This window comes from Streptomyces sp. MspMP-M5 (assembly GCF_000373585.1).
Classification (GTDB): domain Bacteria; phylum Actinomycetota; class Actinomycetes; order Streptomycetales; family Streptomycetaceae; genus Streptomyces.
In genome coordinates this window covers 22,664-39,053 of record NZ_KB891909.1, presented here as the reverse complement: position 1 = coordinate 39,053, position 16,390 = coordinate 22,664, and the positions used below count along the sequence as shown (strand labels likewise).

The window sequence follows — 16,390 nt, the reverse complement described above, 5'->3', positions numbered from 1 at the left end:
CACCAGAGTGAAGAACCGTCTCCTCGTCAACTCCCCGACTCGTCACCACTCGTACGCACCACCCGTTGGAGGGGGCATGGGTTTCACGATCGGCGCCCTCCGGGACCTCCGTCCCGGGTCGCGCCGCCGCACCCGCTCGGCCGAGGGCACCGCGGTGGCGGAGTACACGGGCCTGTGGGGGTGGGACGTCGTCCCGGGAGCCCGTGCGGTGCGGGCCGGCGGCCGGACGGAGTGCTCGTGCGGGGCCGCGGACTGCCCGGCCCCGGGGGCCCATCCGCTCTCCTTCGGCCGGGAGTTGGCGGCCGGGGCGACGCTGGAGAGGGCGGTGGCGGCCTGGGCGGAGACGCCGGGCGCGGCGGTGCTGCTCCCGGTGGGCCGGACCTTCGACGTCCTCGACGTACCGGAGGGCGCGGGCCGGGCGGCGGTGGTGCGGCTGGAGCGGATGGGGCTGCCGCTGGGGCCGGTGGCCGCCGCGCCGACGGGGCGCGCGCTGTTCTTCGTCGCCCCGGGGGCGGCCGCCGCGCTCCCCGACCTCCTCTACCGCATGGGCTGGGACGACGCGGATCTGGATCTGCGTCCGCTGGGCCCCGGTGACCACGTCACCGCGCCGCCGTCCGACGTGGGCGGGCACGGGCCGATGCGCTGGCTGCGCCCGCCGACGCTGGACACCGCGGGCCGGCCGCCGCAGGCCCGGCTGCTGCTGGGGGCACTGGCGTATGTGTGCCACCGGTCGGCGGGCGGCCGGGCGGGCTCCGCCGCGGCCCGGCCGGCGGTGTGCTGAGCCGGGACGCCGCGCCGCGCCGCCCGCCGGGGTACCGGCCCTCGCGGGCCCGTCACCCTACGGGAACGGCGGCGGCCCCCGGTATCCGCGCAATACGGATACCGGGGGCCGCCGCCGTCACGCCGTGCCGCCGGACCGGCCAGCCGGCCGGCTCAGTTGATCAGTGCGTCCACGAACGCCTCGGGCTCGAACGGCGCCAGGTCGTCCGGGCCCTCGCCCAGGCCGACCAGCTTGACCGGCACGCCCAGTTCGCGCTGGACGGCGATGATGATGCCGCCCTTGGCGGTGCCGTCGAGCTTGGTGAGCACCACACCGGTGATGTCCACGACCTCGGCGAAGACCCGCGCCTGCACCAGGCCGTTCTGGCCGGTGGTGGCGTCGAGGACGAGCAGCACCTCGCCGACCGGGCCGTGCTTCTCGACGACCCGCTTGACCTTGCCCAGCTCGTCCATCAGGCCGGTCTTGGTGTGCAGCCGGCCCGCGGTGTCGATCAGGACGACATCGGCGGACTCGGCGATGCCCTCCTTGACGGCGTCGAAGGCGATGGACGCCGGGTCGCCGCCCTCGGGGCCGCGGACGGTGCGGGCGCCGACCCGCTCGCCCCAGGTCTGGAGCTGGTCGGCGGCGGCGGCGCGGAAGGTGTCGGCGGCGCCGAGCACCACGGACCTGCCGTCGGCCACCAGGACGCGGGCGAGCTTGCCGGTGGTGGTGGTCTTGCCGGTGCCGTTGACGCCGACGACCATCACGACGCCGGGGATCTCGTCGCCGCCGTTGCCGATGCCGTTGGCGGTGTGCACGGTGCGGTCGGCGTCGGTGCCGATGAGGGCGAGCAGCTCCTCGCGGAGCAGCTGACGCAGGTCCTCGGGGGTGCGGGTGCCCAGGACCTTGACCCGCTCGCGGAGCCGCTCGACCAGTTCCTGGGTGGGGGCGACGCCGACGTCGGCGGTGAGGAGGGTGTCCTCGATCTCCTCCCAGGTGTCCTCGTCGAGGTGCTCGCGGGACAGCAGGGTCAGCAGGCCCTTGCCGAGGGTGTTCTGGGAGCGGGCGAGCCGGGCGCGCAGCCGGACCAGGCGGCCGGCGGTCGGCTCGGGGACCTCGACGGCGGGCGCCGCGGGCGCCGCCGGCTCGGCGACGGGTGCCTCGGCCTCGGCCGCGGGGGCCTCGGCGGTGGGCAGCTCGACTTCTTCGATGGTGCGACGTTCTTCGTCGCTGGGGGTCTCGGCCTCCTCGCCGACGTGCGGTTCGGCGGGGGGCGCGGTGACGGAGGGCTGGGGAGCGGCCGGCGGGGGCGGCGGCAGCTGCTTCTTTCTGCGGCCGCTGACGACGAGCCCGCTGATCGCGCCGAGCACGACCACGGCGATGACTACAGCAAGGATGACGGTTTCCATAACCCCTCCAGTATCAGCCACGGCCCGCGGGGGACGGCCGCACGCGCCCGGGGGCCCGCGCCGGGCCCCTGTGCGGCGCGCCGGGTCCCCGGGGCCCCTGGGTGCTCCGCCTCAGGACTCCCGGTGCTGCTCCGTCCGCCAGCGCTCCAGTGTGGGGTCGCGGTGGGAGTCGTACGCCCCCGATCCCCGGCAGTGCCGGCACTCGCCGGCCCGCTGGACGGTCTCGTGGGGGCCCCGGAACGGGTCGACGCCGGGGGCGTAGGCCAGGGCCTGGGACACATAGCCGGTGCCCTGGCACCACTGGCACGTCTTGCCGGGCACATCGGCCTCCTGCGCGTGGTCGCTGTCGTTCATCCCGATCACCTTGCACCAAATCCGGCGCGTCATGCCCGGGCCGTCGAGATCCCGCCGCGCGGCGGCCGGCGGACGGCGCTCAAACGAGACATGCGTCTCTCCGACGGGCCTGCCACGGGGCTCCGGAGGGCGGCGAAAACGCGGAAGAGGCACCTCTGGTTGCCTTCACGGCCGTCGATAGCGTCGTGTATGTCCTGATCAGGGGGGTGTGACTGGATTCATCGACAGGACCGGGGATTTCGTGTCATCGTCAGGGAGTCCAAGGGGGCGGACCGTCCGAAGTTGGATCAAAGTACGATGGTGAGCGGCCGCGCAACGCGCGTAGAGTCCTGGCAACCACTTTCTGGCCAGGCACCACAGCCGCTGCCTGCACCTCCTCCCCCGGGGGTGCTCCCCAGACCCCCGCACGGAGACAGCTGCACCCATGGGCACCAGCACTACGTCCGCACCCACGTCCACCCCGGAAGTCGACGGCGCCGTCGAAACGCGCGGAATCGAGCCGGTTCCCGACCACGAGCGCCGAGGGCGGGTCCGCGAACTCTTCCCGACCTGGGTGGCGGCCAACATCAGCGTGCTGCTGCTCACCATGGGCGCCTCCCTGGTGATCAACAACGGCCTGAACTTCTGGCAGGTCCTGGTCGTCGCCGCGATCGCCTCGACCATCTCGTTCGGGATCGTCGGCCTGCTCTCGGTCTCCGGGAAGTGGGGCGGCGCGCCGGGCGCGATGCTCTCCCGGGCCGCCTTCGGCGTGCGCGGCAACTACTTCCCGGGCGCGATCCTGTGGGTCGCCCGCTTCGGCTGGGAGACGATCAACGCGGTCAGCGGCGCCTACGCGATGCTGACCGTGCTCCGCCTGGTCTTCGGCATCCGGACCAACAACTTCCTGGTCGTGGTGACCCTGTTGGGGTTCGTGGCCTGCACCTTCCTGGTCAGCGGGATGGGCCGCAAGGCGCTCAACCTCTGCAACAAGTACTCCACGTACCTCTTCAGCCTCATCAGCGTCGTCGTCCTGATCTACCTGATCGTCGAGATGCCGTGGGGTGCGATCTTCGCCAAGTCGCCGGGCAGCGGCGCGATGATGATCGCGGGCGTCGGCACCATCGCGGCCGGCGGCCTCAGCTGGGTGCCCACCGGCCCGGACTTCGCGCGCTACCTGCCGCACTCCGCCTCCGGCCGGAAGATCGTCGGCACCACCGTCTCGGGTGCCGCCCTGGTGCTCGTCCCGATGGTGGTCATGGGCGGCGTGATGGCCGTCTCCAACCCGGAGCTGGCCAACCAGAACACCGACCCGATGTCGTTCCTCGGCCAGGTGCTGCCGTCGGCCATCGCTATCCCGTACCTGATCACCGCGCTGATCGGCATGATGCTGATCAACAGCCTGTCGATGTACTCCGCGGGCTTCACCGCACAGACCATGGGCGTCAAGCTGCCGCGCGCCCTGGCGGTCAGCATCAACGCCGCGATCAGCCTGATCGGCGGGCTGTTCATGATGCTGGTGGCCAAGGACTTCGTCGGCCAGTTCATCGCCTTCCTGACCCTGCTGGGCGTCTCGTTCTCCGCCTGGATCGGCGTCTACGGCATCGACATGGTGCGCCGCCGCAAGAAGGCCGTCCGCTACGACGCGGAGAGCCTGATGACGATCGGCCGGACCAGCCGCTACTGGTACAAGGGCGGTTTCTGCTGGCAGGCCCTGACGGCCTGGGCGGTCGCGCTGGCCGCGGGGCTGTGCTTCACCAAGGTGCAGTGGTTCGCGGGTCCGCTGGCCGGCACCTGGATCGGCGAGAACGGCCTGGGCTGGGCGGCCACCATCCTGATCGCCGCGGTGGTCTTCGCGGTCCTGCCCGCGGCCCCGGAGAACGAGACCCCGGCGCCGGCGGCCGACGACGCGCGGCAGGCCGTCGAGGCCGGCTGACCCGCGGCCGGTTCCCGACCGTGCCCCTGGCGGGCTGACGTATCGTCAGTTACGGTCCCCTTCGCCACCTGCTCAGGCGAAGGGGACCCCGTCATGTCCGCCGGTCACACCGCACCCACCACGGTCCTGCGTTTCAACCTCGCGGGCCCACCGGGCGGGCCGGCGGAACTCTCCGCCCGCTACCGGGCCGCCGTCGAGATGGCCCGGTACGCCGACGACCACGGCCTGGGCATGATCCAGACCGAGGAGCACCACGCCACCGACAACGGCTGGATGCCCTCCCCGCTCGCCTTCGCGGGCGCGGTCCTCGGCAGCACCCGCCGGATCGGCGTCACCGTCTCCGCCATGATCACCCCGCTGCACGACCCGCTGCGGCTGGCCGAGGACCTCGCCGTGCTCGACCTGATAGGCGCCGGCCGGCTGATCACTGTCGCCGGCCTCGGCTACCGGCCCGAGGAGTACGCGGCACACGGCAAGGAGTGGCGGGACCGCGGCGCCCTCCAGGACGAGGTGCTCCAGGCGCTCCTGGACGCCTGGACCGGCGAACCGTTCCGCTACCGGGGACGCACCGTCCGGGTCACCCCGCGCCCGTACACCCGGCCGCATCCGGCGCTGCTCGTCGGGGGCTCCTCGCGGCCCGCGGCCCGGCGCGCCGCCCGGCTGGGGCTGCCGCTCTTCCCCAGCGCCCACCTGCCGGAGCTGGAGCGCTACTACCACGAGCAGTGCGCCGCCGCCGGGACCGAGGGCTGGGTGCTGCAACCGCCGCGGCGCACCTGCCTGCTGCACCTCTCCGAGGACCCGGACCGGAGCTGGGCCGAGCACGGCGGGCATCTGCTGTACGAGGCGCAGCGGTACGCGGCCTGGCAGGCGGCCGGGACGCACTCCGCGGTGCGCTCCGCCGCGCGGGACGCCGAGGCGCTGCGCGAGGAGGGCGTGTACCGGATCCTCACGCCGGACGACTGCGTCGCGCTGGCCCAAGAGGACGGCGCCCGGGGCGCGTTGATCCTGCATCCGCTGTGCGGCGGGATGCCGGTCGAGGAGGGCTGGCGGTCGCTGAAGCTGTTCGCGGAGCAGGTGCTGCCGCGGCTGACGGGCTGAGCCGGCGGGGCGGCGGGGCGGCGGCCGCGGCGCGGGCCGACTGTCAGTGGCGGGTGTCACGATCGGGGCATGAGCTTCTTCGACGGTCTGCCCGCTTCCCCTCCCCCGCCCGAACCCCCTGACGAAACCCTGGAGTTGAGCCCGTACGCGCCCGCGGGGGACGAGGAGTTCGCGCCGTCCCAGTGGTTCGTCCCGGCGCGCCTCGCGCAGGTCGCCGAGGCCGGCGCCGGACCGGACGTGCGGATCCTGCTCACCGGCTGGGAGGTCTGGCCGCGGTCGGTGACGATGCGGCTGTCGGTCTTCCTGCGGCGGATCCGGCCCGGCGGCCGCACCTCGCCGTACGGGCGGCCGGGTGACGGGGCGCTGCGCTGTGGTCTGCTGCTGGCCGACGGACGGAAGGTCACCACGCTCGACGGTCCGCCCTGGCCGTCGTCCGGGCCGCCCCACCCGACGTTCCGGCTGCGCGGCGGCACCGGCGGCGCGTTCCACTACGAACTGGAGCTGCACCTCTCGCAGTTGCAGCCCGCCGGCACCACCCGGTTGGTGGTCGAGTGGCCTGACGAGCAGGTGCCCGAGACGGTCACCGTCTTCGACGCCGGGCCGCTGCGGGCGGCGGCCGGCGAGGCGCTGGAGATCTGGCCGGAGGCCGCGCCGCCGGCCCCGCGGGCGGCGGGCGAGGAGTCGCGGGGGTTCCTCGGCCTCGGCCCGGGGCCGGCGGAGATCCCGGCCCGGCCGGCCGAGCCCGAGCCGCGCCCGTGGGCCCCGCCCGCCCCGGAGCCGGCCCGCGGCGACGGGCGATTGCCGGCCCCGTCCCCCTGGCGGGACACCTCCCTGGTGCCGGCCCGGCCGGCTCACGGCGCCGGTCCCGCCGCCCTCGCACCGAGCCCCGAGGAGAGCCCTCTGCATCGGGCCGCCGCCCAGGGCGCCCCCGAGGCCGTCGCCGCACTCCTCGACTGGGGCGCGCCGGCGGACGCGGCGGACGCGGCGGGCTGCACCCCGCTGTGGCACGCCGTCTGCCACGGCGCGGAGGAGAACGCCGCGCTGCTGCTGCGGGCCGGCGCCGATGCCTGGAGTCCGCAGCTCGGCGGCCGCTCCCCCGGCCGGCTGGCGCTGACCACCGCCCTGGCCCCGCTGTTCGCCGCGCTGCCGGGCGCGGTGCCGCTGACGCCCGCGGAGCGCGCCGCCCAGCAGGACGCGGACGCGCGGGTGGCGGTGTTCCGCGGGGCACACACCGACGGGACCTCGGTGGCGTTCGTGCCCGGCGTCGACGAGGCGGAGGCCGTCCGGCGGCTGGGCCGCGACCCCCGCGACTGCCCGGCCCTCGAACCCGACGCCGGGGCGGCTCCGGCTCCGGCCGCCTCGGGGCCGTACGACGCCGATGCATACGACGGCGATCCGTACGACGGCGCGGGGCCGGACCACCGCCGGATCGGGGTGACGGGAGTGCCGGGCGGCTGTGTCCTCATCCAGCCGTTCTCGTATCTGCTGAACACCGACCGGGTACTGGACGCCCTCTCCTCGGCCACCGCCGCGTACGGCGTGTATTTCCATCCCGCCGGCGGCACCTTCGGCACGCTCTCCCGGGACGGCCGCACCGAGCTGACCGAGGAGATCGGCCTCCCGCCGTTCGGGGACGAGCCCGAGGGGCACTGGCTCTACCGCTTCTGGAGCTGGTCCCGGCCACAGGACACCTACGGCGCAAGGGAGTTGGCGTACGCCTCCGCGGCGGCGGGCCTGCGCGTGACGGACGCCCGGCCGGTGACCGGCCGGCCCCGCCGCTGGGTGGAGATACCCGACGGCAGCCCGCTCCTGTGCTAGATGAGTGAGTCCGAAGTCCCGCCTGCCGGGCGGTGTCCGACGGACCAGGGCCGGGGCCGTCCGGTGTGCCGGGCGCGGAAACCACCGCTGCCCCGGCTCGGGTGAGCCGGGGCAGCAGCGAGAACTGAGGAGTGGACTGGCGGGGAGGTTAGCCCATCTCCTCCAACGCCTTGCCCTTGGTCTCCTTGACGTACTTCAGCACGAAGGGGATCGAGAGCAGAGCGAAGACCATGTAGATCACGTAGGTGCCGGACAGGTTCCAGTCCGAGAGGCTCGGGAAGCTGGCCGTGATCGCCCAGTTGGCGATCCACTGCGCGGAGGCGGCGACGCCGAGCGCGGCGGCACGGATCTTGTTGGGGAACATCTCGCCGAGGAAGACCCAGACGACGACGCCCCAGGAGAGCGCGAAGAAGAGGACGAAGCCGTGCGCGGCGATCAGGGCCACGGTGCCCTCGGTGGACGGCAGAGTGCCGGCCGCGGTCTTGGCGGAGAAGGCCCACGCCTCCAGGGCGAGCGCGACGGCCATACCGGCCGAGCCGATCAGCGCCAGCGGACGGCGCCCGATCCGGTCCACGAAGATCATCGCGATCACGGTGCCGATGATGTTGATGATCGAGGTGGTGAAGCTGTAGAAGAACGAGCTCTCCGGGTTGATGCCGACCGACTGCCACAGCGTCGAGGAGTAGTAGAAGGCGACGTTGATGCCGACCAGCTGCTGGAAGACGGAGAGACCGATGCCGACCCAGACGATCGGCAGGAAGCCGCCCTTGCCGCCGAGCAGGTCCCGGAAGGTCGACTTGTGCTCGCGGCGCATGGCGTCCTGGATCTCGGTGACCCGGGCGTCGAGGTCCACGGCCCGGCCCTCGACCTCGCCGAGCACCTCCTTGGCGCGGTCGATCCGGCCGACGGAGATCAGGAAGCGCGGCGACTCGGGGATCGCGAAGGAGAGCAGACCGTAGAGGACGGCGGGGATGACCATCACGCCGAGCATCCACTGCCAGGCTTCGATGCCGCCGATCTTGCCGCGCTGCTGGCCGTCGGCGAGGTTGAGGATGCCCCAGTTGACGAGCTGGGAGACGGCGATGCCGATGACGATCGCGGCCTGCTGGAAGGAGCCGAGCCGGCCGCGGTAGGCGGGCGGGGAGACCTCGGCGATGTAGGCCGGGCCGATGACGGAGGCCATACCGATCGCGATGCCGCCCAGCACGCGCCACATCGCCAGGTCCCACAGGGCGAACGGCAGCGCGGAGCCGATGGCACTGATGGTGAAGAGCACCGCGGCGATCTGCATGACCCGGATCCGGCCGATCCGGTCGGCGATCCGGCCGGCGGTGGCGGCGCCGACCGCACAGCCGATCAGGGCGATGGCGATGACCTGCGCGAGGACGGCGGACCCGACCTCGTAGCGGCCACGGATCGCCTCGACGGCACCGTTGATGACGGAGCTGTCATAGCCGAAGAGAAAGCCGCCCATCGCGGCAGCCGCGGTGATGAAGATGACATGGCCGAGGTGGTCCGGCTGGGCCTTGCGGCCTTCCGGGACCGTCGGCTGCGCGGTGCTGGTCAACGTGAACTCCAGTGGCCCGGCTGCGCTGCCGGGCGTAGGGGGCTGGCCCTACAAGTGGTGCACACGTCGGGGGTACCCACCACTTGAAGGTAAAAGCGACGTTGCAGAGACTATGCCTTTAAGTTTCGAAGTCAATACCTCGAAGCCGACGTATTCCTCACCCGACTGCCGCATGCTTCATTCAAGTTCTGAATTGATCTTCGGGGAGTGAAGAAAGGGCGGTACGGCGGACACCGCCGGCGGGCCCGCCGGGCCGGCTCAGCGCAGCCGCTGGCTGATCACCTTCGAGACCCCGTCGCCCTGCATCGACACGCCGTAGAGCGCGTCGGCGACCTCCATCGTCCGCTTCTGGTGCGTGATCACGATCAGCTGGGAGCTCTCCTGCAGCTCCTCCATGATCCGGATCAGCCGCTGCAGATTGGTGTCGTCCAGCGCCGCCTCGACCTCGTCCATCACATAGAACGGGCTGGGCCGCGCCTTGAAGATCGACACCAGCAGCGCCACCGCGGTCAGCGACCGCTCGCCGCCGGACAGCAGGGAGAGCCGCTTGACCTTCTTGCCCGGCGGGCGCGCCTCCACGTCCACCCCGGTGGCCAGCATGTCGTCCGGGTCGGTCAGCACCAGCCGGCCCTCGCCGCCCGGGAAGAGCCGCGCGAAGACGCCCTCGAACTCCCGCGCGGTGTCGTGGTACGCCTCGGTGAAGACCTGCTCGACCCGCTCGTCGACCTCCTTGACCACCCGCAGCAGGTCGGCCCGGGTCTTCTTCAAGTCTTCAAGCTGCTCGCTGAGGAACTGGTGCCGCTCCTCCAGGGCCGCGAACTCCTCCAGCGCGAGCGGGTTCACCTTCCCGAGCTGCTGGTACGCCCGCTCGGCTGCCTTGAGGCGCTTCTCCTGGGCGGCCCGGTCGTAGGGCACGGGCTGGTTCCGCGGATGGTCAGGGGCGTCGGGGAGTTCCTCGCCCTCGGCCGGAGGCGACGGGGGGACGGGCTGGTCGGGGCCGTACTCCGCGACCAGTGCGGCCGGTTCGACGCCCAGCTCCTCCAGCGCCCGGCCCTCCAACTGCTCGATGCGCAGCCGCTTCTCCGCCCCCAGCACCTCGCCGCGGTGCACCGAGTCGGTCAGCTTGTCCAGCTCGGCCACCAGCTCCCGGCCCTGCTCGCGCTCGGCCGCCAGCGCCCGCTCCCGCTCGTCCTTGGCGCGTTCCGCGGCGGCCCGCTCCTCCTCGGCCCGCACCACCGACACCTCGATGTGCGCCAGCAGCTGCCGCGCGCCCGAGGCCACCGCACCGGCCACCGCCGCCTCGTGGCGCAGCCGGGCCCGCCGCCGCTCGGCCCGGTCGCGGGCCTCGCGCTCCGCCCGGGCCGCGCGGTCCAGCGAATCCGCCCGCCCGGCCAGCGCCTTGACCCGCTCCTCGTGCGTCCGCGCCTGGAGCCGGGCCTCCATCTCGGTCTGCCGGGCGTTGGCGCCGTCGGCGGCCAGCCGGTCGCGGACGGAGGTGTCGGGCTCCTCGTCGTCCGCGCCCGGGTCCTCCTCGGCCGCGGCGAGCCGGGCGGCCAGTTCCTCGGCCTCCTCGGTGGCCCGCGCCAGCGCCTCCTCGGCCCGGGCGGCGGCCGCGGCGGATCGTTCCGCCTCCCCCGCGGCGGCCCGCGCCTGCCCGGCGAGCCGCCCGAGGTCCCCGGCGACCTCGGACTTCTCCCGGTCCGCCGCGCGCCGCCGGGCGTCCAGCTCCTCGACCAGCGCCGCGCACTCGGTACGCCGCTCCTCGGCCGCCCGCCGGGCCTCGGTCAGCGCATCGCAGCGGGCCGCCAGGTCCGTGAGCTCGGCCGCCGCCTCGTCGACGGACGCCTGGACCTCCAGCAGACTCGGCGCCCCCGCCGAGCCGCCCTGGGCGAAGTGCGCCCCCAGCAGATCGCCGTCCGCGGTGACGGCGGTCAGCTCCGGCCGCGCCGCCACCAGCTCCTCGGCCTCCGCCAGCGTCCCGACGACCACCACCTCGCGCAGCAGCCGGGCCACCGAGGCGGTCAACTCCCTTGGACCGTGGACGAGTTCATGGGCGGGCACGGGCCCGCCGGGCGTCCCCGGCCCCCCGGCCCCACCGCTCCCCGCGGCCGTCTCGCCGCCGGTCCGCTCGGTGCCCTCCGCCGCGGCCGCCACCGCCACGGCCTCCTCGGCCTCCAGGGCGCGGGCCGGCGCCGGCACCCGGGCCGGCCGGCTGCCGCCCAGCACCATCGCGGCCCGCCCGGCGTCCTCCTTGCGCAGCAGCCGCAGCGCCTCCGCCGCGGCGGCCGGGTCGGTGACCGCGACCGCGTCGGCGGCGGCGCCCAGCGCGGCCGCCACCGGGACCTCGAAGCCCGGCGTGACGGTCAGCAGTTCGGCCGCCGGCCCGAGCACCCCGCCGATCCGGTCCGCGGCGGCCAGCAGCGCACCGGTGCCGTCCTTGCGGCGCAGCCCGAGGGCCAGCGCGTCGTGCCGGGCGGCGGTCGCGGCCCGCTCCCGCTCCGCCGCGGTCAGCGCCTCCCGCGCCGCGGACAGCGCGGACTCGGCCTCCGCCAGCTCCCGCCGCGCCGCCTCGTACCGCCCGGTGATCTCCTCGTCGTCCGCGTCCAGCCCGTCGACCTCGGCCTTGAGCTGCTCGTACTCCTCCTGGGCCGCGACCGCCCGGCTCCGGGCGCCGTCCCGGGCCTCGGCCAGCCGGCCGATCTCCGCCTGCGCCGACGCGGCCCGGCCGCGGGCGGCGGTGACCTGCCCGCTCAGCCGGGCCAGCCCCTCGCGCCGGTCGGACAGCGCCCGGGCGACGTCCCGCAGCCGCCGCTCCTCGTCCGCCAACTGCCGCTCCAGCGCGGCCCGGTGCTCGACGGTGTCGTCCAGGGCCCGGGCGGCCGCTTCCAGCGCGGCGCTCAACTCCGCCTCCTGCTCACGGATCCGGGCGGCCTCCCGCTCCAGGTCCTCGGGGTCCCGGCCGCGCCGCTCCTCCGGCGGGGCCGCCGCGGCGCTGCGCACCCGGGCCTCGGCCAGCGAGACCGTGCCGCGCACCCGCTCGGCGAGCTGGGACAGCGCGTACCAGGTCTGCTGGGCCCGCTGCAGCCGCGGGGCGAGGGCCTGCACCTCCGCCTCCAGCGCCGCCTCCTGCCGCCGGGCGGTGCGCAGCCGCTCCTCCACGGCCTCCTTGCGCGCCTTCAGCGCCGCCTCGTCGGCGATCTCCGCGGCCAGCGCCCGGCGCAGCGTGACGAGGTCGTCGGCGAGCAGCCGCAGCCGGGCGTCCCGCAGATCGGCCTGGATGACGGCGGCGCGCCGGGCGACCGCGGCCTGCCGGCCCAGCGGCTTCAGCTGCCGCCGCAGCTCGTCGGTGAGGTCCTGGACGCGGGCGAGGTTGGCCTTCATCGCGTCCAGCTTCCGCAGCGCCTTCTCCTTGCGCTTGCGGTGCTTGAGGACGCCGGCCGCCTCCTCGATGAACGCCCGGCGGCCCATCGGATCGGCGTGCAGAACGGAGTCGAGCTGGCCCTGACCGACGATCACATGCATCTCGCGGCCGATGCCGGAGTCGGAGAGCAGCTCCTGGATGTCCAGCAGCCGGCAGGTGTCGCCGTTGATCTGGTACTCGCTGCCGCCGTTGCGGAACATGATCCGGGTCAGGGTGACTTCGGCGTACTCGATGGGCAGCGCCCCGTCGGAGTTGTCGATCGTCAGCGAGACCTCCGCGCGGCCGAGCGGCGGCCGCCCGGTCGTCCCGGCGAAGATGACGTCCTCCATCTTGCCGCCGCGCAGCGACTTGGCGCCCTGCTCCCCCATGACCCACGACAGTGCGTCCACGACATTGGACTTGCCGGAACCGTTGGGGCCCACGACGCAGGTGATGCCCGGTTCGAACCGGAGCGTCGTGGCGGAGGCGAAGGACTTGAAGCCTCGCAGGGTCAGACTCTTCAGGTGCACGCCTTTGAACTCTACCGGCCGCTCCCGGGCGCCCCTTCCGCAACATTCCGGGCGCCCGCACGGCCGCTACGTCCCCAAGGCACCGGCCGCCGTTCCCCTCCCGTTCACCGGGCCGTGCATGCCGCCGGTTTCACCGGGTAGGGGGAGGGGCACATCATGCGGTAAGGACGACACCGAGGGGCTGGGGAGACTCCCCGAGACGGAAGTGACCGGAGACCGCCATGGTGTCCGGCGCGGCAACGGCACACGGCGGGCCGGGGAACCACCGAGGACGGAAAAGCGGGGAACGACGAAGGGACGCCGAAGCGTCCCTTGCAGATCCTGCGGTGCAGATCTTGAAGTGTTCAGATCTTGAGGCGTGCGGTGCCTCAAGCGGCTGGCGCGCAGCCCGCCCGACCCTGGGCTGGGTCAGGTGAGCGCGGGCTCCGCCTGGGGTACGTCGAGGTCGAGCACCGAATCGTCGCGACGCGCGGCAGCGGAGAGCATGTCGTTCTCGGCCTGCATCCGAAGGAGCTCGGATTCGAGATCCTGGACGCGCTGCTGAAGCCGTCGCATCTCGGCGAGGACTCGGGGGTCGGAGCCGCCGACGTAACCGAGAAGCGCCTTTGCCATGATGGATGGTCCTCCACAATGAGTGACCGACCGAAGCGGTGTGGGTCGTGAGGGATTCGCACCCGCGGTGCTTGTCATTCTCCAGGTGTACTCAATGCCAAACAGCTAAGGTGCGCGGGGATTCCAGAGTCTCACCAAACGGATGGGGGGTCAACACGATCACGCCCCGTATCCTCGGGCGCCTGAGAGTGCGCGGCCGCCAGGGCATGGCGTCCACTCTCCAGAAAGGGCCCACGGGGCGTGGAGATCATCCGTACAGCGGCAGCCTTGCACGGGTCGGCCGAGTTGGCAACCACCAGGGCTTATCTCCCGTAAGCAGCTCACGAAGGCGCACCGGCGAAAGGGCCCGGTGGAGCCGTCCGGGCGGCTTGTCCCGGGCCGGTCAGCGGATCTCGAAGCCGTCGTAGCCGCCCCGCGGCGTGGCCCAGATCTCAGTGACGCCGTCGACGTGCCCGGGCGTGTCCCCGGTGCGGAGCCACTCCAGCAGATCCTCGCAGCGGTCCTTCGGTCCCTCGGCGACGACCTGGACGCGCCCGTCGCCCAGATTGACCGCGAAGCCGGTGAGCCCGCCGATGCGCAAGGCGTTCGCTCGGGTGAACCAGCGGAACCCAACTTCCTGGACCCGCCCGCGTACCCACGCGGTCATCCGCACGTCCTCGTCCATGTGTGCACGTTAACCGGCCAATTGCTCAGCAAGCACATCCGCCCCGTGCGTCATGGCGTACAGTCCCCCGACAGCGAGGACTCACCCTTTCGGGTGAGGCATCCGAGGAAACCTGCGCGGCAGAAGCCGCTCCAGTGGAGCCGGTGCTTGCGCCGGGGGAAGGAAGTTCTGCGGATGGGCCGCCATCGACGCTCTGCTCCCCACGATCCGGAACGCCCTCGTACGGGGCAGGTTGACGGTCCGACAGGTGCGGTCGCGCCAGCGGGACACCGGGGGCACCGCGCGGCCCGCCGGAGCGCGCCGGTGCGCACCGGTCTGCTCGGCGCCTCGGCCGCGGTGGCGATGGGCGCGGTGGCGGTGGCGTCCGGACTCGTCCCGGGCGGCGGGCGGTTCGTGGCGAGCGACGACGGCGCCGGCCGGGTGCGGGCCGGCGCACTGCCGGACGCCCAGCCGCAGGAGAGCTTCTCGGCGCCGGTGAACGGGCCCTCGGACGTGGCCGGGCGCGACGGCGGGGGTGTACGGAGCGGCGGAACCGGCGGGAGCGGCGGGGACGACGGCAACGCCGCCTCGCGGGGCGCGGGACGGACCGGCTCCCCGACCTCCCCCGCCTCGCCCGGCGCCTCCCCGTCGGCGTCCCGGCCCGTCGCGACCCCGACCCGGGTGCCCGGCGGGCGACCGTCCGCGTCGCCCACCGGCGGCACCGCGACCGCCACGCCCCGGCCCTCGGTGTCCCCGACCGCCGCCCCGGTCACCGGCGGCGGCACCGAGGCGGCGGCCGAGGCCGAGGTGGTCTCGCTGGTCAACCAGGCGCGGGCCGAGGCGGGCTGCGCGCCGGTAACCGCCGGCGACGAACTGACCGGTCTGGCCGAGCGGTTCAGCGACGACATGGCCCGGCGCGGGTTCTTCGGCCACACCGATCCGGACGGCCACACGCCCTGGGACCGGGCCCGTGCCCAGGGCATAGCGAACCTGGGCGGGGAGAACCTCGCCCGGGGCCAGGCCGACGCGCACTCCGTGATGGACTCGTGGATGAACAGCCCGGGGCACCGCGCCAACATCCTCAACTGCGAGTACAAGTCCCTCGGGGTCGGCGCCCACTTCGGTCCGGGCGGCCCGTGGTGGGCCCAGGAGTTCGGCTTCTGAGGCGGGTGCCCGCCGGCCCTGACCGCCCGGGTCCGTTCAGCGCGGCCGTGGCGGGCGCTGGCAGCGCGGGCAGAAGTAGCTGGACCGGTTCATCCAGGGGCGGCGACGGATCGGCGTACCACAGCGGCGGCAGGGCTCGTCCTCGCGGCCGTAGGCGTCCAGGGAGCGCTCGAAGTAGCCGGACTCGCCGTTGACGTTGACGTAGAGGCTGTCGAAGCTGGTGCCGCCGACGGCCAGCGCGGCGGTCATCACGTCCCGGACATGGCCGAGCAGCTCGGCGGTGCGGGGCCGGGTGAAGGTGGCGGTGGGCCGGTCGTAGTGGAGCCGGGAGCGCCACAGCGCCTCGTCGGCGTAGATGTTGCCGACGCCGCTGATCAGGGTCTGGTCGAGGAGCGCGCGTTTGATCGTCGTCCGGCGGCGGCGCAGCGCGTCGTGGAAGGCGGCGTCGTCGAAGGCCGGGTCGAGCGGGTCCCGGGCGATGTGCGCGATCACGTCGGGGAGCAGGTCGGGGTCGCCGGGCACGGTGTCGTGCAGCGAGAGGCCGCCGAAGGTGCGCTGGTCGACGAAGCGCAGCTCGGTACCGGACGCCTCGGGCGGAGCGCCGGTGTCCGTGAAGCGGATCCGGATCCGCAGGTGCTTCTCGTCGGGGGTGTCCTGCGGCTGGACCAGCAGCTGGCCGCTCATGCCGAGGTGGGCGAGGATCGCCAGGCCGTGGGTGACGGACGGGGTGACGACGGGGGCGATGCCCTCGGCGGCGCTCTGGGAGGCCGGGCCGCCGCCGGTCACCGGGAGCCAGAGGTACTTGCCGCGGCGGCGGGCCGGGCCGACGCGCAGCCCGGTGAGCCGGGCGGCGAAGTCCGCGGCGCCGGCGGTGTGCCGGCGGATGGCGCGCGGGTGGCGGACCTCGACCGCCTCGATGGTCCGGCCGCTGACCCAGCGTTCCAGTCCACGGCGGACGACCTCGACCTCGGGAAGCTCGGGCACGGGCGCTCCTGACGGAAACGAACGGGGACGGGCGAGAAGGGAGAACGGGGAGGAACGGGGCGGGAGCCGGGGCTCCGGAAAAGCCTCTGACCCCGCCCGGGACGGCGGCGGGGCCGCCCGGAAGGGGTCAGAAGCGGGG

General features: G+C 73.8%; 12 protein-coding genes. 5 read left to right on the top strand and 7 right to left on the bottom strand.

The genetic code is table 11. From position 1 onward, the window contains the following. Window positions 1–76: 76 nt before the first annotated feature. Entirely contained in the window at window positions 77–781 is a 705-nt protein-coding gene (locus B073_RS0126815) for a bifunctional DNA primase/polymerase (protein WP_018541173.1), read from the top strand. Window positions 782–933: 152 nt separating this feature from the next. Here B073_RS0126815 and ftsY read toward each other — a convergent pair whose 3' ends face one another. Beyond that, window positions 934–2,169, bottom strand: a complete 1,236-nt coding sequence (gene ftsY / locus B073_RS0126810; protein ID WP_018541172.1) for a signal recognition particle-docking protein FtsY — start codon at window positions 2,167–2,169, stop codon at window positions 934–936. 111 nt (window positions 2,170–2,280) lie between these two features. After that, window positions 2,281–2,523, bottom strand: a complete 243-nt coding sequence (locus B073_RS0126805) for a hypothetical protein (RefSeq protein WP_018541171.1) — start codon at window positions 2,521–2,523, stop codon at window positions 2,281–2,283. 424 nt (window positions 2,524–2,947) lie between these two features. On the opposite strand from B073_RS0126805, the gene B073_RS0126800 reads away from it, so the two are divergent. From B073_RS0126800 to B073_RS0126790, 3 genes are all read left to right on the top strand, one after another. Continuing rightward, the gene (locus B073_RS0126800) at window positions 2,948–4,435 is read left to right on the top strand and encodes a purine-cytosine permease family protein (protein WP_018541170.1); all 1,488 of its coding nucleotides are present in this window, start codon (window positions 2,948–2,950) and stop codon (window positions 4,433–4,435) included. A 93-nt stretch (window positions 4,436–4,528) separates the two neighbouring features. Then, on the top strand, window positions 4,529–5,533 hold the full coding sequence (locus B073_RS0126795) for an LLM class flavin-dependent oxidoreductase (protein WP_018541169.1): 1,005 nt from the start codon (window positions 4,529–4,531) through the stop codon (window positions 5,531–5,533). A 69-nt stretch (window positions 5,534–5,602) separates the two neighbouring features. Then, on the top strand, window positions 5,603–7,351 hold the full coding sequence (locus B073_RS0126790) for an ankyrin repeat domain-containing protein (RefSeq protein WP_018541168.1): 1,749 nt from the start codon (window positions 5,603–5,605) through the stop codon (window positions 7,349–7,351). A gap of 148 nt (window positions 7,352–7,499) precedes the next feature. Here B073_RS0126790 and B073_RS0126785 read toward each other — a convergent pair whose 3' ends face one another. From B073_RS0126785 to B073_RS0126770, 4 genes are all read right to left on the bottom strand, one after another. Then, window positions 7,500–8,918, bottom strand: a complete 1,419-nt coding sequence (locus tag B073_RS0126785; protein ID WP_018541167.1) for a sugar porter family MFS transporter — start codon at window positions 8,916–8,918, stop codon at window positions 7,500–7,502. Window positions 8,919–9,176: 258 nt separating this feature from the next. Then, a complete protein-coding gene (locus tag B073_RS0126780) occupies window positions 9,177–12,848 on the bottom strand; it encodes a chromosome segregation SMC family protein (protein ID WP_018541166.1) in 3,672 nt (1,223 codons plus the stop codon). A 408-nt stretch (window positions 12,849–13,256) separates the two neighbouring features. Continuing rightward, complete coding sequence (locus B073_RS0126775; RefSeq protein ID WP_018541165.1) at window positions 13,257–13,460, bottom strand: hypothetical protein; 204 nt, start codon at window positions 13,458–13,460, stop codon at window positions 13,257–13,259. Between the two features lie 382 nt (window positions 13,461–13,842). Further along, entirely contained in the window at window positions 13,843–14,124 is a 282-nt protein-coding gene (locus tag B073_RS0126770) for an acylphosphatase (protein ID WP_018541164.1), read from the bottom strand. A gap of 174 nt (window positions 14,125–14,298) precedes the next feature. Between B073_RS0126770 and B073_RS0126765 the strand changes: the two genes are divergently transcribed. Continuing rightward, a complete protein-coding gene (locus B073_RS0126765) occupies window positions 14,299–15,267 on the top strand; it encodes a CAP domain-containing protein (protein ID WP_026247759.1) in 969 nt (322 codons plus the stop codon). 36 nt (window positions 15,268–15,303) lie between these two features. Here the strand turns inward: B073_RS0126765 and mutM are convergent, their stop codons facing one another. After that, a complete protein-coding gene (gene mutM / locus B073_RS0126760) occupies window positions 15,304–16,251 on the bottom strand; it encodes a bifunctional DNA-formamidopyrimidine glycosylase/DNA-(apurinic or apyrimidinic site) lyase (RefSeq protein ID WP_018541162.1) in 948 nt (315 codons plus the stop codon). Between the last annotated feature and the right edge of the window lie 139 nt (window positions 16,252–16,390).

Coding starts and splice junctions, on each gene's coding strand:
- B073_RS0126805 (WP_018541171.1), bottom strand. CDS start 2,523: ATGAACGACAGCGACCACGCGCAGGAGGCCGATGTGCCCGGCAAGACG.
- B073_RS0126765 (WP_026247759.1), top strand. CDS start 14,299: ATGGGCCGCCATCGACGCTCTGCTCCCCACGATCCGGAACGCCCTCGT.
- B073_RS0126775 (WP_018541165.1), bottom strand. CDS start 13,460: ATGGCAAAGGCGCTTCTCGGTTACGTCGGCGGCTCCGACCCCCGAGTC.
- B073_RS0126800 (WP_018541170.1), top strand. CDS start 2,948: ATGGGCACCAGCACTACGTCCGCACCCACGTCCACCCCGGAAGTCGAC.
- B073_RS0126790 (WP_018541168.1), top strand. CDS start 5,603: ATGAGCTTCTTCGACGGTCTGCCCGCTTCCCCTCCCCCGCCCGAACCC.
- B073_RS0126815 (WP_018541173.1), top strand. CDS start 77: ATGGGTTTCACGATCGGCGCCCTCCGGGACCTCCGTCCCGGGTCGCGC.
- B073_RS0126770 (WP_018541164.1), bottom strand. CDS start 14,124: ATGGACGAGGACGTGCGGATGACCGCGTGGGTACGCGGGCGGGTCCAG.
- B073_RS0126795 (WP_018541169.1), top strand. CDS start 4,529: ATGTCCGCCGGTCACACCGCACCCACCACGGTCCTGCGTTTCAACCTC.
- ftsY (WP_018541172.1), bottom strand. CDS start 2,169: ATGGAAACCGTCATCCTTGCTGTAGTCATCGCCGTGGTCGTGCTCGGC.